Annotated in this window: 20 protein-coding genes and 1 pseudogene; 2 read left to right on the plus strand and 19 right to left on the minus strand. The window is 60.6% G+C overall.

Annotation, left to right across the window (positions count from 1 at the left end):
• Window positions 1–27 precede the first annotated feature (27 nt).
• From FFS12_RS15645 to FFS12_RS15710, 14 genes are read right to left on the minus strand one after another with little or no spacing between them, the layout of a single operon-like run.
• Window positions 28–1,140: a glycosyltransferase family 4 protein gene (locus FFS12_RS15645; protein WP_137888059.1), complete on the minus strand. Its 1,113-nt coding sequence runs from the start codon at window positions 1,138–1,140 to the stop codon at window positions 28–30.
• Window positions 1,140–2,276 carry a glycosyltransferase family 1 protein gene (locus FFS12_RS15650; RefSeq protein ID WP_137888228.1) on the minus strand — a complete coding sequence of 379 codons (1,137 nt, stop codon included), beginning with the start codon at window positions 2,274–2,276 and terminating at the stop codon, window positions 1,140–1,142. The genes FFS12_RS15645 and FFS12_RS15650 overlap by 1 nt, the downstream gene beginning before the upstream one ends.
• The gene (locus tag FFS12_RS15655; RefSeq protein WP_137888061.1) at window positions 2,260–3,651 is read right to left on the minus strand and encodes a glycosyltransferase family 1 protein; all 1,392 of its coding nucleotides are present in this window, start codon (window positions 3,649–3,651) and stop codon (window positions 2,260–2,262) included. Before FFS12_RS15655 ends, FFS12_RS15650 begins: the two co-directional genes overlap by 17 nt.
• Window positions 3,648–4,913 carry an ABC transporter ATP-binding protein gene (locus FFS12_RS15660; RefSeq protein ID WP_137888063.1) on the minus strand — a complete coding sequence of 422 codons (1,266 nt, stop codon included), beginning with the start codon at window positions 4,911–4,913 and terminating at the stop codon, window positions 3,648–3,650. Before FFS12_RS15660 ends, FFS12_RS15655 begins: the two co-directional genes overlap by 4 nt.
• Complete coding sequence (locus tag FFS12_RS15665; protein ID WP_137888065.1) at window positions 4,913–5,710, minus strand: ABC transporter permease; 798 nt, start codon at window positions 5,708–5,710, stop codon at window positions 4,913–4,915. Before FFS12_RS15665 ends, FFS12_RS15660 begins: the two co-directional genes overlap by 1 nt.
• Entirely contained in the window at window positions 5,710–7,149 is a 1,440-nt protein-coding gene (locus tag FFS12_RS15670; protein WP_137888067.1) for a mannose-1-phosphate guanylyltransferase/mannose-6-phosphate isomerase, read from the minus strand. Before FFS12_RS15670 ends, FFS12_RS15665 begins: the two co-directional genes overlap by 1 nt.
• A gap of 7 nt (window positions 7,150–7,156) precedes the next feature.
• Window positions 7,157–8,128: a GDP-mannose 4,6-dehydratase gene (gmd, locus tag FFS12_RS15675; protein ID WP_137888069.1), complete on the minus strand. Its 972-nt coding sequence runs from the start codon at window positions 8,126–8,128 to the stop codon at window positions 7,157–7,159.
• A 2-nt stretch (window positions 8,129–8,130) separates the two neighbouring features.
• Entirely contained in the window at window positions 8,131–9,045 is a 915-nt protein-coding gene (locus tag FFS12_RS15680) for a GDP-mannose 4,6-dehydratase (protein WP_137888071.1), read from the minus strand.
• Window positions 9,042–10,229 carry an acyltransferase gene (locus FFS12_RS15685; RefSeq protein ID WP_137888073.1) on the minus strand — a complete coding sequence of 396 codons (1,188 nt, stop codon included), beginning with the start codon at window positions 10,227–10,229 and terminating at the stop codon, window positions 9,042–9,044. Before FFS12_RS15685 ends, FFS12_RS15680 begins: the two co-directional genes overlap by 4 nt.
• 20 nt (window positions 10,230–10,249) lie before the next feature.
• Window positions 10,250–11,086, minus strand: coding sequence for a bifunctional 2-polyprenyl-6-hydroxyphenol methylase/3-demethylubiquinol 3-O-methyltransferase UbiG (locus FFS12_RS15690; RefSeq protein WP_137888075.1), 837 nt, complete (start codon window positions 11,084–11,086; stop codon window positions 10,250–10,252).
• Window positions 11,087–11,095: 9 nt separating this feature from the next.
• The gene (locus tag FFS12_RS15695; RefSeq protein ID WP_137888230.1) at window positions 11,096–12,280 is read right to left on the minus strand and encodes an acyltransferase; all 1,185 of its coding nucleotides are present in this window, start codon (window positions 12,278–12,280) and stop codon (window positions 11,096–11,098) included.
• 1 nt (window position 12,281) lies between these two features.
• Window positions 12,282–13,172: a bifunctional 2-polyprenyl-6-hydroxyphenol methylase/3-demethylubiquinol 3-O-methyltransferase UbiG gene (locus tag FFS12_RS15700; RefSeq protein WP_305955924.1), complete on the minus strand. Its 891-nt coding sequence runs from the start codon at window positions 13,170–13,172 to the stop codon at window positions 12,282–12,284.
• Window positions 13,169–14,734, minus strand: coding sequence for a glycosyltransferase (locus FFS12_RS15705; protein ID WP_137888077.1), 1,566 nt, complete (start codon window positions 14,732–14,734; stop codon window positions 13,169–13,171). Before FFS12_RS15705 ends, FFS12_RS15700 begins: the two co-directional genes overlap by 4 nt.
• Window positions 14,731–16,260 carry a glycosyltransferase gene (locus FFS12_RS15710; protein ID WP_137888079.1) on the minus strand — a complete coding sequence of 510 codons (1,530 nt, stop codon included), beginning with the start codon at window positions 16,258–16,260 and terminating at the stop codon, window positions 14,731–14,733. The genes FFS12_RS15705 and FFS12_RS15710 overlap by 4 nt, the downstream gene beginning before the upstream one ends.
• 535 nt (window positions 16,261–16,795) lie before the next feature.
• Between FFS12_RS15710 and FFS12_RS20500 the strand changes: the two are divergent.
• Window positions 16,796–16,855, plus strand: a pseudogene (locus FFS12_RS20500) (hypothetical protein); the annotation flags it as partial.
• 29 nt (window positions 16,856–16,884) lie between these two features.
• Window positions 16,885–17,028 (plus strand): hypothetical protein, encoded by a 144-nt coding sequence (locus FFS12_RS19960; RefSeq protein WP_171011894.1) that lies wholly within the window; start codon window positions 16,885–16,887, stop codon window positions 17,026–17,028.
• 194 nt (window positions 17,029–17,222) lie between these two features.
• Here FFS12_RS19960 and FFS12_RS15720 read toward each other — a convergent pair whose 3' ends face one another.
• The 5 genes from FFS12_RS15720 to FFS12_RS15740 are packed head-to-tail and all read right to left on the minus strand — an operon-like array spanning window position 17,223 to window position 21,853.
• The gene (locus FFS12_RS15720) at window positions 17,223–17,651 is read right to left on the minus strand and encodes a hypothetical protein (RefSeq protein ID WP_137888082.1); all 429 of its coding nucleotides are present in this window, start codon (window positions 17,649–17,651) and stop codon (window positions 17,223–17,225) included.
• Complete coding sequence (ccmI, locus tag FFS12_RS15725; protein WP_137888084.1) at window positions 17,648–18,856, minus strand: c-type cytochrome biogenesis protein CcmI; 1,209 nt, start codon at window positions 18,854–18,856, stop codon at window positions 17,648–17,650. Before ccmI ends, FFS12_RS15720 begins: the two co-directional genes overlap by 4 nt.
• A complete protein-coding gene (locus FFS12_RS15730; RefSeq protein WP_137888086.1) occupies window positions 18,853–19,350 on the minus strand; it encodes a cytochrome c-type biogenesis protein in 498 nt (165 codons plus the stop codon). The genes ccmI and FFS12_RS15730 overlap by 4 nt, the downstream gene beginning before the upstream one ends.
• A complete protein-coding gene (locus FFS12_RS15735) occupies window positions 19,347–19,883 on the minus strand; it encodes a DsbE family thiol:disulfide interchange protein (protein WP_137888088.1) in 537 nt (178 codons plus the stop codon). The genes FFS12_RS15730 and FFS12_RS15735 overlap by 4 nt, the downstream gene beginning before the upstream one ends.
• Window positions 19,880–21,853 carry a heme lyase CcmF/NrfE family subunit gene (locus tag FFS12_RS15740; RefSeq protein ID WP_171011902.1) on the minus strand — a complete coding sequence of 658 codons (1,974 nt, stop codon included), beginning with the start codon at window positions 21,851–21,853 and terminating at the stop codon, window positions 19,880–19,882. The genes FFS12_RS15735 and FFS12_RS15740 overlap by 4 nt, the downstream gene beginning before the upstream one ends.
• Between the last annotated feature and the right edge of the window lie 8 nt (window positions 21,854–21,861).

The following is a 21,861-nucleotide window of genomic DNA, read 5'->3' on the forward strand; positions in this document are numbered from 1 at the left end:
AGCCCAGTGCGCTCATCCGCGCATAGGCTAGCGGCCCAGCAGCTCCCGGTACAGATGCGCCATCTGCCGGCCCATCTGCTCAGACGTAAACAGTTGCTGGTAGCGCTGGCTCGCCTTCTCGCCCATTGCCCGGGCTTGCTCAGGATTGTCCCAGAGTGTCCGCATGGCCTCGCGGAAGGCTGCCGGGTTGCTGGGGGGCACTACCAGGCCGGTTTCCCCGTGGATATTGATATAACTGGTGCCGGTGCCTATCTCGCTGGAGATCATCGGTTTGCCGTACATCGCGCCTTCCAGCAAGGAAATACCGAAGGCCTCCGAGCGCAAATGCGAGGGAAACAGGATTGCAGTGCATAACTGCAGCAAGGCGACTTTATCCTCCTCCCCCAGGCGTCCCAGGAAGTGCACGTGGCTCAGCCCCAGGTTGGCCGCCTGCTCGCGCAGTTCCTGCTCCAGCGGACCGGCGCCGACTATGACGATCGGATAGCCGGTGCCTGTGGCGGCCTCGAGCAGGATGTGCAGGCCCTTGTAGTAGCGCATAACACCGACGAACAGAAAGAAACGCCGTCCGAATCGCTGCTCCCAGCTTGCCGAGCACTCCACACTGGGGGCGGGGTAACTGTTGCGATCCAAACCGTAAGGGATCACCACGGTTTTATTGCGGTAGCGCTTGAGTACCTCACTGGTTGCAAGGTAGTTGGGTGAAGCTGCCACGATACGGTCAGCGCTCCGCAGGAAGCGATGCATCAGCGGGCTGTAGAGGCGCAGCAGATGCTTCTGGCGGACGATATCGGAGTGATAGGTGACCACCATCGGCTTGTTCACGCCCGAAGTGAAGTGCACCAGATCCATGAAGGGCCACGGAAAGTGATAATTGATGATGTCCGCCTGCGCGGCCAGGGCACGGAAGCGTTTGAGTACGCTGAAGGAAAAACCGGTCGAGGCAATCTGCAGATCCAGCTTGGCCCTGTGCACCTTGTGATCGGCCACCATCACCTCGCGAGGTTCAGGATTGGCGCTGAGGGTCAGTACCTCACTGTGGACACCTTGCCCCACGCCACTCTGGCAGAGCTGGTAGATCACCTGCTCGATACCACCCACCGACTCCGGCAGATAGGTTTTGAAAAAATGTAAAACGCGCATCAGCACCCCACGGCTTGTTTGTACACACTCGCGGTAATCGCCGCACAGCGTTCCCAGGAAAACTCTTGTGCGCGCAGCACACCGGCCTCGCGCAGCCGTTGCCAGTGCGCCTGATCCTCGATCAGCAGGCGGATGGCTTCAGCACAAGCGCGATCGTCCTGGGGATCGATATAAAACCCGGCTTCGCCAGCCACCTCCGGTAGTGCCGAACTGCCGCTGAGGATGACCGGCGTGCCGCTGGCCATGGCCTCCAGCACCGGCAGGCCGAAGCCTTCGTAGAGTGAGGGAAAGAGTAAAAGGCGAGCACCGGCGAGCAGCTCGGCGAGACTCGTATCGTCCTGATAGCCCAGCAGGCGCACTTGCCCGCCGGCCAGCGCACGCCGCAAGGGGGCGGCCAGTTGCTCGGGACGCCAGCCCGGCATGCCGGCAATCACCAACGGGTACTGCTGGCGCAGCGCCGCCGGCAAGCGCTCATAGGCACGCAGGGCCAACTGCAGGTTCTTGCGCGGCTCCAAGGTACCGACACACAGCAGATAGCCTCCGGGGCGCAAGTCCAGGGCCTGCAAGCGCGGCGCCAACTGCTCGGCTGTGCGCGGATGAAAGCGCGCGGCGCAACCCAGCGGCGCCACCACGACCCGTTCGGCGGGCACCCCGTAATAGCGGCAGACCTCGTCGCCAATGAACTGCGAGTCGACCAGAATGCGCTGCGCACGTTCCACACCACGCGCGGCATGCCGCTCGATCTCGACCAAACGGTCGGCCGGCTGAGTGTACGGGTAGTGCACATGGGTCAGATCGTGCAGGGTCATCACCATCGGCCCGTCAAACTCGAACGGCCAAAGGCTGGGCTCATGATAGAGATCGACAGGCTGACGCCTCAATCCATCCTCGAAGCGTTTCTGTTCGATCCAGCGGCGCACCCGATAGGCATTCGGCACCCAACGCTTGGCCAGCCCGGCCCAGCGCGAATAGCCCGGCAGGGGTGCGGCTGGCAGCTCAGACTGCCAGCCAAAACCAGTAAACAGGTTAACTTGCAGTTCACCCGAGACCGATAATGCCGCAACCAGCTCAGCCAGATAGTGGCCAATGCCGGTACGCGGCGCGCGCAGGATGCTGGCGTTAAGGCCGACCGATATGGACATCGGGTCTGACAGCACAAAGTACTTCTTGCCGCCTCTGGGTATGACGTTGAACTCGCTCGATCAACTGGGTGGCAGAACCTTGCCAGGATAACCAGGACCACTGACTCAAACAGGTCTGCGCCGGGAAGTTGCCAGTAGCTTCGAAACTTCGCACCAGTCGGCACAGGGATTCTGGCTCCGACAAACCAAAATAGGCCATGGAATCACCACCGATTTCGCGGAACACCGGAATATCGCTGGCCATGGCCGGCAAACCACGCTGCATGGCTTCCACCAGCGGCAGGCCGAAGCCCTCGACGTAAGACGGAAAGACCAGCGCGCGCGAATGGCTGTAGCAATATTCCAGTTCGCGGTCGCTCAGATCGTTGAACATAAACAGGCATTTGTTCAATTGCGGATGCTGCTTGACCCGCTCGATCAGCTTTTCAGTCTTCCAACCGACTTTACCGACGAAACACAGCGCCACCTCACTGCCCTCGTCCCACAAGCGTTCGAAAGCATTGAGCAGGTAGACGTGGTTTTTCCGCGGTTCGATGGTGCTCACCATCAGATAGACCGAACGGCCTTTGCACATCCGCTGGACACTTTGGCGCACCACCGCTCGTGGATTGACTTGGTCCAGCTCGCTGCCCAGATGAAAATGATCGAACCAACGCCGCGCCGCCACATCGCGACCCAGGCGCCACTGCACCTCGCTGCGGACTTGATCGCTGATGGTCTGCGAGATCGCGATAAAGCCGTCGGCGGTGCGCGCGATCCAGTCGAACCACTGCTCGAAGACCCGCACCAGACCTTCATCGCAGAACTGCGGGTGGGTCAGTGGAATCAGGTCATAGATCACCGAGACGATACCGATGCCGTCCTTCTGTAACCGCTCGGCGACCGGAAAGAAGTCGGCATGCCAGGAAGAGTCCAGCAGCACCAGCACATCGCCCGGTTGGCACTCCAGTTCAAGGGCACGTGACTTGTCCACATAGTGCAGCGACAAGTGCGCCAGCAGTTTTTGCGGCACCGCCAGACAAAAGCTGAAAGCCTTGCAGGCCAGACGCAGGGAAAACCTGAGCAGCGGCGAATACTGGAACGGCCAACTGCGTTCACGCTGCGCATAGTACAGCCAGACCCGGTTGCGCCAGCGTCCCAGGCGGTCATGCTGGCGCGACAGCCAGGTCTGGATGCCGGACAGCCCTCCTCGGGAGGGACTCAGTTGGGTAACGCTGTATACCTTGTCGTTTTTCAGAATCACCGGCACACAGACAGCCTCAACGGCTAGGCCGTCAAGGTTATTGACGATATTGCGCACCACACGCTGAATCCCGGAGTTGTCCTGAGGATGGTCATAGACATAGGTGCACTCGATCAGCAATCTCATGTAACGCTTCCTTCCTCGGTAATTTTTGCAAGCGCTGGCGCATTGCGCTCGATGCTGAGGTTGGCATCGAGCGAGGCACAGCCGACGAAGTCGGGCTTATTGATGTTGATCACATGGAACACCAGGGCGAAGTCGCGCCATTCGTAGTTGGTGTCCAGATGTGAGTCAAAGCGTGAAAGGGACAAGGCGATGGAGTAGTTGCCCTTACCCAGGTTCGCCGGGAAGGCAAAACGGTAAACGATGCGCTCGCCGGCCGACAGGTTCTCCAGCACGCGATGCAGGCGGTGGGTATTGATCCCATAGATCGCCTGCCCCATGCGGTCCTTGATCATAAATCCCAGGACCAGGCGGCTGATCGGCGCCCGGGTCTCGACCGTAACCTCCAGCGTCGCGCTGCTGCCGACTTCGAGCACCTCGACCCGCTGCCCCTGGGCATTGAGCAAGGCGATATCGACGAAGCCGGCTTCGCCGGTGCCAGAAATGGTACGGATCTTGCCATTGTCCAAGCGTTCCTGACGGACCGTCTGCTGTTCCTTTTCGGCCAGCATGGCGCTGTAGAAGTCCATCACCTCTTCGGGCGCCCCCTCCAGCGCCAGCCGGCCATGGGCCAGCAAAATGGCCCGATCGCAGAGGGACTGAATCGCCTGTCGGTCGTGGGAGACGATCAGCAAGGTGGTACCGGCCTTGCGAAACTCGCGGATGCGATCGAAGCTCTTGTGTTGGAAATAGGCATCGCCGACCGACAGGGCTTCATCGACGATCAGCACATCCGGGCGGCGCGCCGTCGCCACACTGAAGGCCAGGCGCATCTGCATGCCACTGGAGTAGGTGCGCACCGGATGGTCCATATAGTCGCCGATCTCGGCAAAGGCCTCGATCTCGGGCATCAACGCATTCAGTTCTTCCATGCTCAGGCCCAGCAACTGACCGGCCATAAAGACATTCTGCCGGCCACTGAAGTCCGGGTGAAAGCCCATGCCCAGCTCGAGCAGCGCGGCGACACGGCCCTGAATCTGGATCTGCCCAGCGTTTGGCTGAGTGGTGCCGGTGATCATCTTCAGCAGCGTGCTCTTGCCCGCGCCATTGATCCCGATAATGCCCAGCGCCTCACCGGGATTGACGAGGAAAGAGACGTCCTGCAGCACCCACTTCAACTGATGCCGGGGCGCCGAGAAGGGGATGAGCCATTCGGCCAGGCGCGACCAGCGCGTGGGGTATTGTTTGTAGGCCTTGCCCAGTTGCGTAACCTGAATACTGCCCATCAGAGTTCATCCACCATTTCACCGGAGCGCTTGCGGAACAGGCGCATGCCCAACAGACAGAGCACCATCGCGAGCAACGCGGTCGGCCAGAGTGCAGACCAGTCCGGCCATTGGCCATAGACAAAAATACCCTGATAAGCAGCGATCAGCGCGGCCATGGGGTTCGCATCGATCAAAGGTTGAATACCTTCGGGAAGAATCGACAGCGGATACACGATGGGGGTGAGCCAGAACCAGAATTGCAGGAAGATGCCGACAAACTGCCCGACATCGCGAAAGAACACGTTGAGCACACCGAGAATGATACCCAGGCCGATGGAGAAGGCGACCTGGATGAGCAGCACCGGGATCACCCCCAGCACGGCCCAGCCGGGAAAGTTCTGGGTCACCAGCAGAAACCCGAGAAACAGCGCCAGGATGATGGCGAAGTTCAGCCCGGCATTCAGCACCACGATCAGCGGCAGACAGATGCGCGGAAAACTCAGCTTCTTGATCAGGTTGGCGTGTTCGAGAAATACCGCCTGACTGCGGCCAATCACCTCGGCGAAAAAGCCCCAGGCGAGAACCCCGGCGCACAGGTAAATACCATAGGCCAGGCTGTTATCCACGCCGGGCAGCCGGGCTTTCATCAACTGGGAAAAAATCACCGTGTAGACGATGATCATCGACAGCGGGTTGAGAATCGTCCAGGCGGCACCGAGCAACGAATTGCGGTAACGCGTCTGGAACTCGCGCTTGACACTGCCCAGAACAAAACCGCGGTAATTCCATACCGCGCGAGCCATGCCCACCGCCATTACAGAACCCTGCCGTATTGATCCTCGAAACGCACGATGTCATCTTCGCCCAAGTATTCGCCGCTCTGCACCTCGATCATCACCAGATCGATCACCCCTGGGTTTTCCAGGCGGTGCTTGTGCCCGGCCGGGATGAAGGTTGACTCGTTGCTGTTGACCAGCTGCGGTTCACCACCGTTGACCACCTTGGCCATGCCTTGCACGACTATCCAGTGTTCGCTGCGGTGATGGTGCATCTGCAGCGACAGTGAGGCGCCGGGTTTCACCACGATGCGTTTGATCTTGAACCGCGGCCCTTCCTCGAGCACGGTGTAGGTACCCCAGGGGCGCGACACGGTGCGATGCAGGCGATAGGCCTCATGGTTCTCCGACTTCAAGCGCTTGGCCACCTGGCGCACCTCCTGCACCCGATCGGCACGAGCCACCAGCACGGCATCGGCAGTCTCCACCACTATCAGGTTGTCCACGCCCACGGTGGCGATCAGGCGTCCCTGGCTTTGTACATAGGTGTTGCGGCTATCGATGAAAATCGCATCGCCCTGGGCGCGATTCTGCTCGGCATCCGGTTCGACCAGTTGGCATAGGGCGCCCCATGAGCCGATGTCGCTCCAGTCGAATGCCGCCGGCACCACCGCCACCTTCGCTGAGCGCTCCATCACCGCATAGTCGATGGAAATGTCCGGCAATGCAGCGAAGCTCGCGCCATGCAGCTCTTGCACCTGCACCGCGGCGCTGTCCTGCAGCGGACTCTGTGCCACACAGGCGCGGGCTTGCTCGAGCAACTCCGGAGCATGGGCCTGCAACTCGCGGATCAGGCTACCGGCGGTAAAGCAGAACATGCCGGAGTTCCACAGAAAGCGACCGCTGTCGAGGTACTCTTGGGCCGTCACGCTATTGGGCTTTTCAACGAAGCGTTTCACTTGGCGCCCACCGAGCTCATCCAGTGCATCCCCGACTTCGATGTAGCCGAAACCGGTCTCCGGTGCGTTCGGCCGAATACCGTAAGTGACCAGATAACCCTGACGGGCCAAGGCTACCGCATGCTCGGTGGCTGTTTTGAACTCCGCCAGGTTGTGGATCAGGTGATCCGCCGCCATCACCACCAGCACCGCATCCTCACCCTGCTCGGCCGCCAAGGCCAAGGCGGCCACGGCAATCGCCGGCGCAGTGTTGCGCCCCTGCGGCTCCAGCAGAAAACGCGCGCGCCGGCCAGTCAGTTTGGCTTCGGCGAAATGCTCCTTGCTTTCGAAATAGTGCTCGCGGTTGGTCACCGTGACGATCTCGCCACCCTCGGCAATCAGCCCGGCGGCACGCAGGTAGGTCTTCAGTAGCAGCGACTGGCCATCCGGCAGGCGCATGAACGGCTTCGGATGCCCTTCGCGGGATACCGGCCACAAGCGGGTACCCGCGCCACCGGAGAGAATGACGGGAATGATCATGGCTGCTTCACTCCTTGCCAACACGGCGCAGATCGGCTTCCACCATCATCTGGATCAGGCTGCCCAGGCTGGTCTGCGGCTTCCAGCCCAGCTTGCGCTCGGCCTTGGCCGGGTTGCCCAGCAGCACCTCCACCTCGGCCGGGCGGAAGAATTGCGGATCGATCACCACGTAATCTTGGTAATTCAGCCCGACGTGCTCGAAGGCCAACTGGCACATGTCGCGTACGGTGGTAGTGACGCCGGTGGCCACCACATAGTCGTCCGCCTGCTCCTGCTGCAGCATCAACCACATGGCCTCGACGTAGTCGCCGGCAAAGCCCCAGTCGCGCTTGGCGTCGATGTTGCCGAGACGCAACTCACGCTGCTTGCCCAGCTTGATCCGGGCCACCGCATCGGTGACCTTGCGGGTCACGAACTCGATCCCGCGCAGTGGCGACTCGTGGTTGAACAGGATGCCGCTGGACGCGTGCAGGCCGAAGCTCTCGCGGTAGTTGACGGTGATCCAGTGGCCATACAACTTGGCCACGCCGTAGGGGCTGCGCGGATAAAACGGCGTGTTCTCGTCCTGCCGTTCGGCCTGGATCAAGCCGAACATCTCGCTGGTTGAGGCTTGATAGAAGCGGGTTTCCGGCGAAAACTGGCGAATCGCTTCGAGCAGATGCGTGACCCCAAGACCATCCACTATCCCGGTGGTAACCGGCTGATCCCAGGAACTGCCGACAAAACTCTGGGCTCCCAGGTTGAAGATCTCTTGCGGCTTGGACTTGATCACCGCGCGCTGAATAGAACAGGCGTCAGCCAAGTCCCCCTCGAGATAGCGAATCTCGGCCTCAACGCCCAGCTCGCGCAAGCGCCAGCGGGTATCGCTACTGCGTCTGGCGACCAGCCCAGAAACCTCATAGCCCTTTTCCAACAGCAGTTTGGCCAAGTAAGCGCCGTCCTGACCCGTCACGCCAGTAATCAAAGCAGTTTTGGACATTCTTATAGTTCTCTTGCTGCCCAGTCAGAGAGCACGCTCTGTAGGGTTTCCGTGATTGAAATGCCAGGTTTCCACCCGGTCTCTTTTTGTAATTTGTCGGAAGATCCGACAACTCGTCGTTGTTCGGCGCGGCGCAATCGGGTCGCATCCTGCACCAGCTCAACTTCGACTCCTGCCAGGCTGGCCATCTGCGTGATCAGATCGCGCACCCTCTGCTCCACCCCTGAGCAGACGTTGTAAACCTCGCCATTGCGGCCTTGCTCCAGCAAAACCAGGTAGGCCTGAATCACATCGCGGACATCGAGGAAGTCCCGCGTCACGTCGACATCGCCGACATCCAGGAGAGCGGGCTGCAAACCCCGGCGAACTCGAATAATCTGGCGCGCCATGCTGGGGATGACAAACGACTCCCCTTGCCCGGCGCCAATATGGTTGAACGGACGTGCCACAATGATGCGCCAAGGCTCGGCATAGCTCCACTGCTGGCACAACAGCTCGGCGGAAACTTTGCTGACGGCGTAGGGGTTGCGCGGATGCGGTGCCAGCGTCTCGGCGATTGGTAGATCGAGCTCGCCGACCTGGCCATACACATCGCCCGAACTGACATACAGGAATGTACCGCTGAATCCCCTGTTCTTGAGTGCCTGCAGCAGGTTCAACGTACCAATCAAGTTGACCTGCAGCGTGTGCGCGGGGTCGCGAAAAGCCTCGGGCACGAAGGTCTGGCCGGCCAGATGGATCACCGCATCAGGCACGCCCGCTTGCAGGGCTGCGTCGATACTGTCTGGGCTCAAGAGATCAAAGCCAGCGGATGTGGTCTGTAGCCGCCAGTCCGACATTCCCCCGGCCGCCTCAAGGGCAACCAAATGCTTTCCCACGAAGCCATTGGCCCCTGTGACTAAAAGACTCCGGTTCATAGCTGGGCGGCTCTCTGGGCGCTTGCGTCAAGCGGTGGCGCTGAAGTGTCTGATTGCAGGCGCCGCCGGGCGATCTCCGCGCCTTTTCTGCGCAAGGGCTGTTCGATCAGGCGGTAGTTCAACTCGCATAGCACCACGATAAAGAATGCTGCGGTGAGGAGTAGTTCGGCAGTCAGTCCGCCGTTGAACTCCAGGCCCTGTGTAGGGGCATAGCGCTGCCATATTTCTATGCTTATGTGATATGCCGGAAAATGGATCAAATACATCCCGTAGGAGCGGGACCCCATCCACTGCAAGAAACTAGGAAGCAAGGGCGGGCTAAAGATATAACCAGCATTGAAGCTGGCCATAAATACCAGAAGAGCGGAAACAATGGCGATCAACCCCACCGCTATCGGCGTTGCAATCATCTGTCCCGGAATTGCGCCGAGCATATACAACAACAGCAAGTTGAGTCCCAACACTCGAATTGGAGAGCCCTTGAGAAACACCGGCTCATACTGCTTGTAGATCAGCGAGCGTGAAAACATGCAGATCAACACCCCCCACATCATTGCATCCAGGCGGAATGACGCCGCTAGCGCGCTGCCAGGTGAGCCAAATGGGTTTCGATCGATGAGAAACTGGAAAGCAATTAATGCCAACAGCACAATTACCCGCCAGCGTGGGCTGGTTACAAAAAGAAGAAATAGCGGAAAAATAAAATAGAACTGCTCTTCGAGCCCCAGGCTCCAGTAAACCGGGTTCGGCCCCAACGTCGCGCCGTATTGATTGGCCAGATTCCCGCTAAACGTCATGACCGCAATTAGGCTGCGCAGGTTGTCGTACCAAGAACCGAAAACGCCGGATTGATTGAAAAAGATCGAGAGAAGTAGCGGGATCAGAATCCACAGCCAGGCTGTGGGCAGAAGGCGGTAGATCCGGCGAATCCAGAAACTTTGTGCAGCCAACCAGAACTCGCCTTTGTCCCTGCGCTCATCGAAAAAATCGAGATATGCCTTGCTGACTACATAGCCTGAGATGCAGAAGAACAGATCGACACCGCTCCATGGCATGTACACCGCGAACAGCGTATTTAAAAACGTTTGATGGAAAGGCAGCAAAATCGGCAGGTGACTAAGTAATGTCAGACCAATGGCAATGGCCCGCAGGTATTCGATTTCAAGATTCTTCTTACTGCTCATCTTCAAGATTTCACACGTCGTTAGAGGTCAGGTTTACGGGCAATGATCGCCTGGCTCTTTGGCATCGCCTCGTCCAACGCTTTCTTGATGCGCGGGCCGTCGGGCATCGACAGCAGCATGTTCCAGGTGTGGGTCCAGCTCTCCAACAGCGGGTGCCAGGGCGGCGAGAGGTCCTGCTTGCAGGCCCAGAACAAGAACCACCAGATCGACCAGTAGAAACCGTAATCGGCACGCCGCTCGATGACCAGACCGGCATCCAGGATCAGTCGTTCGAACTCCTCGCGCTGGAATACCCGGATGTGGTTCGGGTGTTCAAAATAGGCGGCCGGTGCCAGCTTCTTCTGCACACTCTCGCCGAGGGGATCGGGCACGGTAATCAGGAACTGCGCGCCGGGCCGCGCCACCCGCACCAGTTCGGCCATGAACTGGGCCGGATCGTCCACATGCTCGAGTACTTCCATCGCAATAATCTTGTTCGCCCGCGCAGCCGGCAGCGGAATCGGATTCGCATCGGTGACCAGGGGAATCACAGCTCGGGCCGGCGACTGCTTCAGCATCGCCTCGACCGCCGCAACCTTCTCGGCGTCAATGTCGGCGAAGATCACTTCCGCCCCGCGCTCCGCGCAGAACTGGGCGAAAGGCCCATCGCCGCAGCCGATGTCCAGCACAGTGTCCTCGGCATTGATCGGGAAGCCCTCAAACAGCTCGCCGCTGTCACGGCGGAACCAGCCACTCAAGTAGGCATCCGTCAGCGTCGAATTGTCGGGTATCTCCTGGGTATCTTGTGTCGCCTCTGCCGGTAAAGGAGCCGGCTCGGCAGGGGTGGGACGTATGAGCCGTTTCAGGGATTCCAGCATGACTAGACCTTAGCAGTGAGTTCGGCGGAGGAAATAGCTACGGCGCCCAGGAGAGCCGCTTCGGAGCCGTTGTCGTGGCGTGCGGGCCGCAAGTACCCGTGCGGCCACAACGGCGCCGCGCCTACGCAGCGGCGTCTCGAGCAGGCGGAAATTCAATTCTGCCGACACCAGCAATATGACCAGAGCACAGGCCAGGTAGGCGGCCGTAAGTTGAACGGAGGCGACCTGCTCGGGATAGACGCGATAAAACAGCTCGCGCGTGGCGTAGAAGGCCGGTACATGGATCAGGTAGATCGCGTAGGAACGTTCGCCTATCCAGACCAGCAGCGCCTTGAGTCGGCCAGGAGGTAACAGTAGGTCACGGTCATAGGAGGCCATCAGGACCAATAGCGCCGACAGCACGGCGATGATGCCGAGAGCATAACGGGTCAGGTCGAGAAGACTGCTGAGCAGCGCCATGGCACCGACGCAGCCCAGCACGAGCAACATACGCCCCAGCCCGCCCAAGGCGGAGAACACCGGCAGTACGGCCTGCCACGAGGCCTTGCGACTCCATAGGGCGAGCAAAATGCCTAGCGCAAGCGCATCGGTGCGGAACATCATCAGGTAAAGATGCTGACGGGGTATGCAGATCTGCACCAGCGCGATGGCTATCAGCAACCAGACCAAGCGCCGCCTGAACAGCACGATCAGGAAGGGAAACAGCAGATAGAACTGCTCCTCCAGCGATAGACTCCAGTAGACGAAACTGGCGCCGAACTCGCGCACCATGAAAGTCTGCGCGAACCGCACATTGGCGTACTGGAAAACTCCAGCAAAGGTCGCCTGCAAGTTGGCCTCGAAGCTGCCAAACGCGCCGCTCCGATTGAATATCAGCACCGCCAGCAGAATCACGCCCAGCCACAGCCAAGCTGACGGCCAGATACGCCAGATACGCCGCAGCCAGAACGCCAGCATGGTCTTCCAGGCTGTCGCCCGATCGGGCGCGCCGAGCAGGCGCGGGATCAGGTCGCGGGCGATGACGAAACCAGACACGGCGAAAAACAGATCGACCCCGAACATGCCTCCAAGGTAGGCATACAGCACCTCCAGCGTTGGCGATGTCCAAGGGAACAGGTTCGCTGCATGCTGAAACACCACGAACAACACGGCGATCGCCCGCAGCACCTCAATGTCGGCGATACGCCTACTCATCTCAGCGATTCTCCGGCTTGCGCGCAATAATCACCTGGCTTTTCGGCAGCAACTGGTCCAGCGCCTGCTTCATCGGTGCCGCCTCTGGCATCTTGATGACCTGGTGCCAAAGCTTGGCCCAGTCATTCAGCAACGGTGGATACGGTGGTTTCACGAAATCGTGAGAGGCTCCGTCAAGCTCGAAGCCTTCAGCCTTGGCAGAAATCCAGAACAGGAACATCCAGAGGGTCCAATAGAAGCCGTAGGCATCACGGCGAACAATCTCCAGCCCGGCGTCGGTGACCAAGCGAGCAAAGGCTTCACGCTCGAAAATGTGGATGTGATTGGGCTGCTTGAAGTGGGATGGGGGAGCGATGATTTTCTGAATGTTTTCGCCAACCGGGTCCGGCACGGCCAACAGGTACAGGGCTCCTGGCTGCCCGACCCGTACCAGTTCGCACATAAAGGCGGCGGGGTCTTCGACGTGCTCCAGCACTTCCATGGAGATCACCCGCGACATGCTGGCATCCGCCACCGGCAGCGGGAGGCTGTCGGACACAAAACCTGCGGCCTTGCGCGCCGGCGTCTGCGCAACCCTGGCTTGCAGCGATTCGATCTTTTCCGCGACTACGTCGGTGAATACTACCTGTGCGCCGCGGTTGGCGCAGAACAGCGTGGCGCCACCGGCGCCGCAGCCGACATCCAGCACAGCGTCTTCGGCGCTGATCGGAAAACCTCTGAACAGCTCGTTACTATCGCCCAGGTACCAGCCACTCTGCACTGCATCGACCAAGCCGCAGTCGCGGGAGTCGACGAAATCCGGCTGACTGGAAGTCTCCTTCCAGATCTCTTCGATGGAACGCGGGTCGCTTTCCATCCCGGCCAGGCGGCGGAATAAATCGAATTGATTCATTGGCTGAGCGCCTCGTCAAGGTTCAGGAAATCCTCCAAGCGCGTCATGGCAACCGCTTGGGAGCAGTGTCCGCGCATGCGTTCGATCGCAGCAGCCGACATCTGTGTGTAGCGCGATGGCTCGTTGCGCACGCACTGGTAGGCCGCACAATAGGCACGAACCAGTGAGGCCCAGTCGATCTGGTGGCGGCAGGTCCGATAGGCCAGGCGAGGATCATGCGACCAAGCCGTCGCGTCCAGCCAGCTATCGACAACAAAGGCCACTTCACTGTCGATGTAGTCAAGCATCGCCGAATGGCGCGGCGCGATCGCCGGTTTACCGCAGGAGAGAAACTCCATCAACGGCAGGCATTGCCCCTCGCCGTGTGAGGCGTTGACCACAAAAGCGCTGGCGCGTATCAGGCTGTCGAACTCGGCATTTTCAAGGAACCCCTGCAGCAACACCACCCGGCATTTGAACTTGGGCATCCGCGCCATGCACATCAGCATGTCATTCAGCGCAGATTGGTACTCGTGGTGGCCGAGTTTGAACACCAGCGTGGCGTCCGCAGCATCCTTGAATGCCGCGCAAAAAGCCGTGAGCATGTCGACCCAGTTCTTGCGCCCATCGTAGGGGTTGAACAGTGCAGTGAACACGACACCTGAAAGCTCAAAGCTACACTCGTTCAATGCCCATTGCGGTGTCCGTGGGTTGACTCCCGACTTGGGCAGTGAGGAAGGCTCAACCGGATTACGCGGTTCGAGTCGCTTGTCGTCAGACTCTATCACCAGCTCTACTGCTGTCGGTGCGGCTAACTGAGCGGGATCGGGCAACCAGGGCAGGAGCTCGCGCAGGACGCGTAAATACCATTCGCCAAGATAGCGACGGCTAATCTGCAGCCGTGATTGCTGGCGGGATGGTTGAATTACCTGCGTTGCTGTTTGGGCAGCAGGCGGGCTGTCCGTTTGCTCGCGAGTTCTTGCAGCAGCGACAGCCTTGGCCACCGCGTCGGGGCCAGGCATATAGGGTTCGAGGGCAACATCGTGGGTATCCAATACCACGCCCGAGCGCACCCGGATCCGCATGCCCTGCTGCAGCGGCTGGACCGCCGGCTGTTCGCGCAGTGACTGGTACTTGTCCCATACCGGCGAAGGGATGGAAATCACCGGGAAGCTCTCGCCCATTTCAGCTTTTACCGCTTGGACGGTGAGGCCTGAATGGGTAATACCGCGACCGCATTTTTCCAGCACATAACGCCAGTCCTGGCTCAGCTCATCCAGCCAGTGCTCATTCGGGATGCTGTCGAATTCCCAGGCGAAGACCGGGATCGTCGGGCAACGCAAGTTGAGAGGCGTTTTCTGCGGTGGAGAGAATGAAAGAAACAGGCAGCGCTCGCCAGCCGCGCAGGCCTCATCGTATAACCGATCGACCTCCACTTCGGGCCGCTCAATGACTTGCACATCCCCCAGCTCCTGCAGCACCGGCATGAAGTCGCGCAGGACAAAGTAATAGCTGTACTCTGGCAAACCCAGGCTTACCGCAATTCGCGCTGCAGTGATTTCCGAATAGACCAGGAACTTCATACGTCCAGACTCTTTGGCGTCCAGACTTCTGGTTTCGCAGCCCCGGCAGTCAGAACCTTGTGCAAGAATGCCTTGAGCGCTTCACTGACGCGCTCAACCGCGGCAAAACTGCGCATCTGCTGGTAAGCATTGCTCGACATGCTTTGATAGTGCGCGGGGTTGTTACGTGCCACCAGATAGCTGCTCTGGAAGGCTTCCAGCAATGATTGCCAATTGAGTCGATGCCGGTGCGTGAACAGCATGCCAGTGGGGTCGTGCGGCCAGCAGGTTGGCTCCAGCGAGTACTTGAGAACGAAGGCTACCTGCTCGTTCAGATAATCCGCCATTGCCGTGTGGTCCGGAGCAATTACCGGCTTGCCACTCGAGAGGAACTCCATCAATGGCAAGCACAGCCCTTCACCGGACGAGGCGTTCACGTAGTAACTGCTGGCACTGATAAGCGCCTGGTATTGCTCGTCCTCCAGGAAGCCGTGCAGCACCGCCACACGACAACGGAAAGGAGCTAGACGCGACAACAGCGTCATCAGAACGACGCGGTAGTGCTCCAGATCGTGATGGGTCATTTTCACGATCAGCGTGGCATCGTCGGTGTCCTTGAAAGCCCAGCAAAATGCGGTAATCAGATCGACCCAGTTCTTGCGCCCGTCAGCCGGGTTGAGCACGGTGGTGTAGACGACTCCATTGACGCCGATGAGGTGTGGCTCAGGTTTGGCTTCGGGCTCCTCTGGTTGTTGCGGCTCATCAGGCTCCTGCGGTTCCAGGAGCGGCTCATTTGACGACTGAGAAATAGCCGCAACGGGCTCAAGAGGCCGGTGAATCTCGCGCCACCACCCCGTCAGCAGCGCTTTACTGAGCTGCCAGGCCTCGACGCGGCGAGTTGCAGACGAAGGATCGGGCTCTGCTGCAGGCTCGGGCGCTTCCGTAGCCGGCTCTGGCGCTTTCGCAGCAGGTTCTGGCTTGCGTACCAGGCCATCCGCGGAGAGTCCCAAAACCGGGCTGTCGATGACGATGCCGGCAAATGGAAACTGGCGAGCCCCTAGATCAGGAGAAAGTCCATCCTGAGATGCAAGACAGGCATAACGATCCCAAATCGGTGCAGGTAGGGCAATAACAGGAAAACTTCCTTGCATTGCGTTATCCACCAGCAGGGCCGTCTCCTGACTGGTAGTGATCGCGCCAATGGTATGGGCGAACACATGACGCCAATCGTTCCGGGGATCCTCGTCCCAGGCCATGGAGGGCAGGCTATCGAACTCCCAAGCGAACACAGTAACCGTCGGACATTCCAAACCCAACGGAACTTGGTGCGGCGGACTGAAGTTCAGAAAAATGATTGACTGCCCTTCTGCGCGGTAGTGCGCATAAAGCGATTCGATTTCAACCAGACTTTTAACCAGGATGACCGTACCGATACGCTCAAGCGCGGGCATAAAGTCTTTCATCAGAAAAAAATAGCTGTATTCAGGCTTGCCCAGAGAAGCCTGGATGGTCGATTGGTCGATTTTTGAACCAACAAGAATGATCATGTTTTGTCCGTCACATGCAACCGAAAACCGATTCGGGTGCCGGGTGCCGCAAGCTAAATAAACGCGGAGTGCACCAGCAAATTCCCCTTAAGGCAAGGGCTATTGCCGTCAAATGAGTGCCTGGCTGGCGCCTAGCCCATGGCTGCTGGCTCTCGAGCTGCAAGTCGACCAAGCAGTCTGGATACGACCACATAACCAGGCTACCCGTCTGTCTCAGCCAAGGAATAAACGCATGCTCACTTCGATCCGCCTGACGTGTTCCACGGCCCCGCTGACCTTAGCCCGCACCGCCTCCACCACCACTTCGGCGGCCCATCGATGCCATCGTCGATAGCACGTCAGATTCGACCTCGCCTTTCACCTCGGATGACATGATCGTTCGCGCACCGTGTGCGGCAAGCGACGCGGCGGGCGCAATGCGGAGTTTCTGCCGAGGCTGACCGATAGCCTCAAAAGCCTGTCCGGCGTCTATGCCTTGGCTCATGCGTTCTCTGGACGCCCGGCGCGTGGGTTGGTGAATGAGCTTCTCAGCAAGATGGCCAATTCGCTGCCAGCGCCCTACCCGGCACAAAACAGCCTGAGCGGTGATATCCGCCGGGCGGCCGCTGCAGCTGGGGATGCGGAATGTCTGTCGCTCTGGGTGGCGAAGACTTGCCACGGCTACGCGCGATGCCCGCCGCGCAATTGGTCGCGACCTTGCGCCAGGAATGGCTGGCGGCCCAGCACATGGGCAGCTCCGACCGAGGCAAAATGTTTGGCTATGTCTGAGTCTGCTGTTGCAGAGCGCTCATTGGGAAAGCGCAAAACCGTAGGCTGGCTAGAGTGCAGCGAAACCCAGCTCGACCCGTTGCTGGGTTTCGCCGAAAAACGGCTCTACCCAGCCTACATCCCTTTCGCGAACAGCACTTGCTCCCACGAAGAGCTGCAGCCCTGCTCAACATTTAACGGGTACATAGGCGTGCCTACTGCGGATATTGCCGGCTCAAACCCGGCGGCACACCGCTGTTGTCGGTGGGTAGCCAAGGCCCTTGCAGATTGCTGGCCCAACTCCAGCCGTTGTTCCAGCGGTAGTAGGTGCGCTCGCGGTAGTAGATGCCTTTAGCATCCTCGAGCACGTAGACCCCCAGCTTGCTGTCCCAGAAACTGCTCGCACCCGGCGGCGGGGCGAAGTGCGGGTGGGCCTTCATCCGCGTGGCAGCGGGTGGCTGCGCCGGGATCGGCTGGCTTTTCGGTTGCTGGGTACTGCGCGCTGGCGGGCCGGGCGGCGGCTGGCTGCGGCCTGGAGGCTGTGGAATCGGTTGTTGCGGGATCGGCTGCTGCACCACAGGTACCGTACAACCGGCCAACGCCAACAGCAGCACCGCTAAACCGAGACGAATAGTAGTTTTCATTGCGCCGGGCCATCCGCCGTATCGATAGTCAGCTGTTGCTGATCCGCTGTGCTGCTAGCCAAGGGTTGACTGCGACCAATCCACTCACCCGCCTTGGCATTTCCCGCCCGTGACACACGGGCTACCAGTAAGACCTGAGGGAAGTTGGAGAGTTTCAGCTGCGGCATCATCGCGTCGCTATCCGACAGGCTGACTTCCGCCGGCAGGTCGGCCACGGTCAGGCGCTTGACCGCCAGCGGCATCGGCGGGCCGGAGGCGGCGCGGGCGAAGACGAATACCGTGTCGGTGGGCTGGACTTTGCCTTGCAGCGCCGGCGCCAGTTCGACCCGCACTTTCAGCGCGGCAACCGTGGCCACCGCAGCCGGCTCGGGCAGGGTTTCGCCCGGCGCGAGCCGTTCCCGGGCGCGCTCGATCCCCCCCTCAATCGCGCTGCGCGACGCATCACCGGCCGGCAGCAGAACCGCCAAGCGCTCCCAGAAGCCAACCGCATCCTTGAAGCGCTTGTCCTCAAACGCCGCAATACCCAGCAGGCCAAGGCTGGTGACCTCCTGCGGATTGGCCTTCAACGCTTCATCGGTCAGCGCCTGCAGCTCCGCCGACCACTTTTTACCCTTGGCGAAATACAACGCCTGGGCCAGTTGGCCCAACAACTCGGGCTGACGTCCGGCCAGACCGATGGCCCGCTCGAACGCACTCGCCGCGTCGGCGGCGCGCTCCTGGGCCATATAGGTACGACCGAGGAAATACCAGGCCTCGGCGGAGTCCGGCTGGGCCTTGACGGCCTGCTCCAGGCGCGCGGTCATCTCCTCGACCGTGCGTGGCTGCTGGGCGAACTCACGAGCTAGTTCGACTTTGTCGCTGGCGCCCCAGTGCAGGTAAAAACCAACCCCCATCAACGGCACCAGCACGGCGGCCAATAACGGGGTCAACTTACCCAGGCGCGAGCTACGCTCCTGCTCGGCGCCTTCGGTATCGGCTAGCAACTCACGGGCCGCATCGGTGCGTCCTGCGTCCAATTGCTCAGTGCTGAGCACGCCAGCCTGCTGCTCATCTTCCAGTTCGGCCAGACGCTCCTGATAGAGGGCCACGTTGAGGGCGGTACGGTCTTCCTCGGCCTGGGCACGGCGGCCACGCAACACGGGGATCAGCAGAAAAGCCAAGGCCACCAGCAACAGCAGGCCGGCGGCGAGCCAGAAATCAATCATGGGTCTTTTTTATCCGCATGCTCTGAGTTTAAAAGTGCGTCGAGGCGCGCACGCTCCTCGGCGGAAAGCGTGGCGACACCCGCGGCGGCCTCCTTGCGACGGCGCAGCACGAGCACGCCCATCACCAGCAGGCCGCCGATCAGCAAGCCCACCGGGCCATACCAGAGCAGCCAGGTACGGGCAGTCAGCGCCGGCTTGTAGCGGACGAATTCGCCGTAGCGATCCACCATGAACTCGACGATCTGCTCGTTGCTCTTGCCCTCGCCGAGCATGCGAACGATTTCCCGGCGCAGGTCGGTGGCAATCGGGGCGTTGGAGTCGGCGATGTCCTGGTTCTGGCATTTCGGGCAGCGCAGTTCCTGGGTCAGCTGGCGAAAGCGTGCGCGCTCGGCCTCATCGGCGAACTCGTAGGTATCGATAGCCGCCTGCGCGACGCCGATCAGGCTCAGGCCCAGTGCGGCTATGACTGCGGCCGCGGCAAACCAGCGCTTCATTGGCCCGCCTCGTCGACCAGGCCCTGATAGAGCGGCGCCAGCTGCTCGCGCCAGACACGCTCGTCGATCACGCCGACGAATTTGTGGCGGATGATGCCTTGGCTGTCGATCAGGAAGGTCTCAGGCGCGCCGTAGACGCCCAGGTTCAGGCCCAGGCTGCCTTGCTCGTCGCGGATATTCAGTTGATAGGGGTTGTGGAATTCCTTCAGCCATTTCAGCGCGGCGGCGTTGTCGTCCTTGTAGTTGACGCCGTAGATGCGTACGCCCCGCTCGGCCAGCTTGTTCAGCACCGGATGCTCGACCCGGCAGGCCACGCACCAGGTCGCCCAGACGTTGAGTAACGCCGGCTTGCCGAGCAGATCGGCCTGGGTCAGGGTCTGCTCGCCCTCCACGGCCGGCAGGGAAAACGCCGGCACGGGTTTACCGATCAAGGCCGAAGGCAGTTCGGACGGATCGAGGAACAGACCACGATAGAGAAAGACCGCGCCAATCAGGAAGACTGCGAGCGGCAACAGCAAGATCGCCCGCTTCATGCTTGCGCTCCAGTCAGACCCAAGGCTTCACGCACGCGGGTTTTCACTTTCACCCGGTAGCGCCGATCGAAGGCCGCCAGCAAACCGCCAAAACCGGTCAACAGGCCACCGAACCAGATCCAGCGCACATAGGGTTTGACGTGGACCCGCACCGCCCAGGCGCCATTTTCCAGCGGCTCACCGAGCGCGACGTACAGGTCGCGGGTGAAACCGGCGTCGATGCCAGCTTCGGTCATCACCGAGTTCTGCACGCTGTAGAGACGCTTTTCCGGGTGCAGCACTGTGACTTCCTTGCCGTCCTCGATCACCCGTACCGTGCCCTTATCCGAGCTGAAGTTCGGGCCTTCGAAGTGCTCCGCGCCCTCGAAGAGGAAGCTATAGCCACCCAGCTCCATCGACTCGCCCGGCTCCAGACGCAGATCGCGCTCGGCGCTGTTCTGGCTGGAGAGCACCACACCGAGGGCGCAGACGGCGATGCCGATATGCGCCACCTGCATGCCCCAGTAGCTGCGGGTCATGCCGCGGATCCCCTTGAGCAGGCCGGTGTGGCGGGTCTTGTCGAGCAGATCGCGCAGGCCAGCCAACACCACCCAGGCCGCCAGCAGGCAGGCCGCCAGCACCGCCCAGTGGAAATCCGCCACCAGCAGGGACGCGACGCCGCCCAATACCACGCCAGCCAGCAGCACCGGACTGAGCATGCCGAGCAGCCACTTCAGCGGGGTGTCCTTCCAGCGCACTATCACCCCCAGCGCCATCACCAGCATGAGCAGGCTCATCAGCGGCACGAACAGCGCATTGAAGTACGGCGGGCCGACCGACAGCTTGGCGCCGGTCAAGGCGTCCAAGACCAAGGGGTAGAGGGTGCCGAGCAGGATCATCGAGGCGGCGACCACCAGCACCAGGTTGTTACCCAGTAACAGCATCTCCCGCGACCACAGGGCGAAACCCACGTGGCTCTTGACCACCGGCGCGCGCAGGGCGAACAGCGTCAGCGAGCCACCGACCACCAGCAACAGGAAGGCCAGAATAAATACGCCGCGCTCGGGATCGGAGGCGAAGGCATGCACCGAGGTCAGCACGCCCGAGCGCACCAGGAAGGTGCCGAGCAGGCTCAGCGAGAACGCCGCAATCGCCAACAGCACGGTCCAGCTTTTGAACACGCCACGCTTCTCGGTCACCGCCAGCGAGTGGATCAGCGCGGTGCCGACCAGCCAGGGCATGAAGGAGGCATTTTCCACTGGGTCCCAGAACCACCAGCCACCCCAGCCCAACTCGTAGTAGGCCCACCAGGAGCCCAGGGTGATGCCAATACCGAGGAAGGCCCAGGCGACAATGGTCCACGGCCGCGACCAGCGCGCCCAAGCCGCATCCAGGCGACCGCCGAGCAAGGCGGCGATGGCGAAGGAGAAGGCGACCGAGAAGCCGACATAGCCCATGTAGAGCATGGGCGGATGGACGATCAGGCCGATGTCCTGCAGCAGCGGATTGAGGTCGCGGCCGTCCACCGGGCTCTGCGGCAGGAGGCGTTCGAACGGGTTGGAGGTGACGATCAGGAACAGCAAGAAGCCGATACTGATCATCCCCATCACACCCAGCACGCGGGCCAGCATCACATCCGGCAACTGCCGGGAGAAGATCGACACCGCGAAGGTCCAGCCACCGAGGATCAATGCCCACAGCAGCAAGGAGCCTTCGTGGGCGCCCCACACGGCGCTGAACTTGTAGTACCAGGGCAACGCGCTGTTGGAATTGTTGGCGACATAGGCGACCGAGAAGTCGTCGACCATGAAGGCGTAGGTCAGGCAGGCAAAAGCAAACAGCAGAAAGGCAAACTGCCCCCAGGCCGCAGGCTGCGCCAGCCTCATCCACTGGTGATCGCCACGCCAGGCGCCGATCATCGGCAGCGTGGCCTGCACCAGCGCCAGGCATAGGGCCAGAATCATCGACAGATGACCCAGTTCGGGCACTATCAAACCAG

This window comes from Pseudomonas sp. 2FE (genome assembly GCF_005503735.1).
Taxonomy (GTDB): Bacteria; Pseudomonadota; Gammaproteobacteria; order Pseudomonadales; family Pseudomonadaceae; genus Aquipseudomonas.

Bases quoted from the DNA above. Each gene is read 5' to 3' on its own strand.
- FFS12_RS15710 (WP_137888079.1), bottom strand. From the start codon at position 16,260: ATGATCATTCTTGTTGGTTCAAAAATCGACCAATCGACCATCCAGGCT.
- FFS12_RS15705 (WP_137888077.1), bottom strand. From the start codon at position 14,734: ATGAAGTTCCTGGTCTATTCGGAAATCACTGCAGCGCGAATTGCGGTA.
- FFS12_RS15670 (WP_137888067.1), bottom strand. From the start codon at position 7,149: ATGATCATTCCCGTCATTCTCTCCGGTGGCGCGGGTACCCGCTTGTGG.
- FFS12_RS15720 (WP_137888082.1), bottom strand. From the start codon at position 17,651: ATGAAAACTACTATTCGTCTCGGTTTAGCGGTGCTGCTGTTGGCGTTG.
- FFS12_RS15690 (WP_137888075.1), bottom strand. From the start codon at position 11,086: ATGCTGGAATCCCTGAAACGGCTCATACGTCCCACCCCTGCCGAGCCG.
- FFS12_RS15665 (WP_137888065.1), bottom strand. From the start codon at position 5,710: ATGGCGGTGGGCATGGCTCGCGCGGTATGGAATTACCGCGGTTTTGTT.
- FFS12_RS15680 (WP_137888071.1), bottom strand. From the start codon at position 9,045: ATGAACCGGAGTCTTTTAGTCACAGGGGCCAATGGCTTCGTGGGAAAG.
- gmd (WP_137888069.1), bottom strand. From the start codon at position 8,128: ATGTCCAAAACTGCTTTGATTACTGGCGTGACGGGTCAGGACGGCGCT.
- FFS12_RS19960 (WP_171011894.1), top strand. From the start codon at position 16,885: ATGTCTGTCGCTCTGGGTGGCGAAGACTTGCCACGGCTACGCGCGATG.
- FFS12_RS15660 (WP_137888063.1), bottom strand. From the start codon at position 4,913: ATGGGCAGTATTCAGGTTACGCAACTGGGCAAGGCCTACAAACAATAC.
- FFS12_RS15735 (WP_137888088.1), bottom strand. From the start codon at position 19,883: ATGAAGCGGGCGATCTTGCTGTTGCCGCTCGCAGTCTTCCTGATTGGC.
- FFS12_RS15645 (WP_137888059.1), bottom strand. From the start codon at position 1,140: ATGCGCGTTTTACATTTTTTCAAAACCTATCTGCCGGAGTCGGTGGGT.
- FFS12_RS15655 (WP_137888061.1), bottom strand. From the start codon at position 3,651: ATGAGATTGCTGATCGAGTGCACCTATGTCTATGACCATCCTCAGGAC.
- FFS12_RS15700 (WP_305955924.1), bottom strand. From the start codon at position 13,172: ATGAATCAATTCGATTTATTCCGCCGCCTGGCCGGGATGGAAAGCGAC.
- FFS12_RS15685 (WP_137888073.1), bottom strand. From the start codon at position 10,229: ATGAGCAGTAAGAAGAATCTTGAAATCGAATACCTGCGGGCCATTGCC.
- FFS12_RS15695 (WP_137888230.1), bottom strand. From the start codon at position 12,280: ATGAGTAGGCGTATCGCCGACATTGAGGTGCTGCGGGCGATCGCCGTG.
- FFS12_RS15730 (WP_137888086.1), bottom strand. From the start codon at position 19,350: ATGAAGCGCTGGTTTGCCGCGGCCGCAGTCATAGCCGCACTGGGCCTG.
- ccmI (WP_137888084.1), bottom strand. From the start codon at position 18,856: ATGATTGATTTCTGGCTCGCCGCCGGCCTGCTGTTGCTGGTGGCCTTG.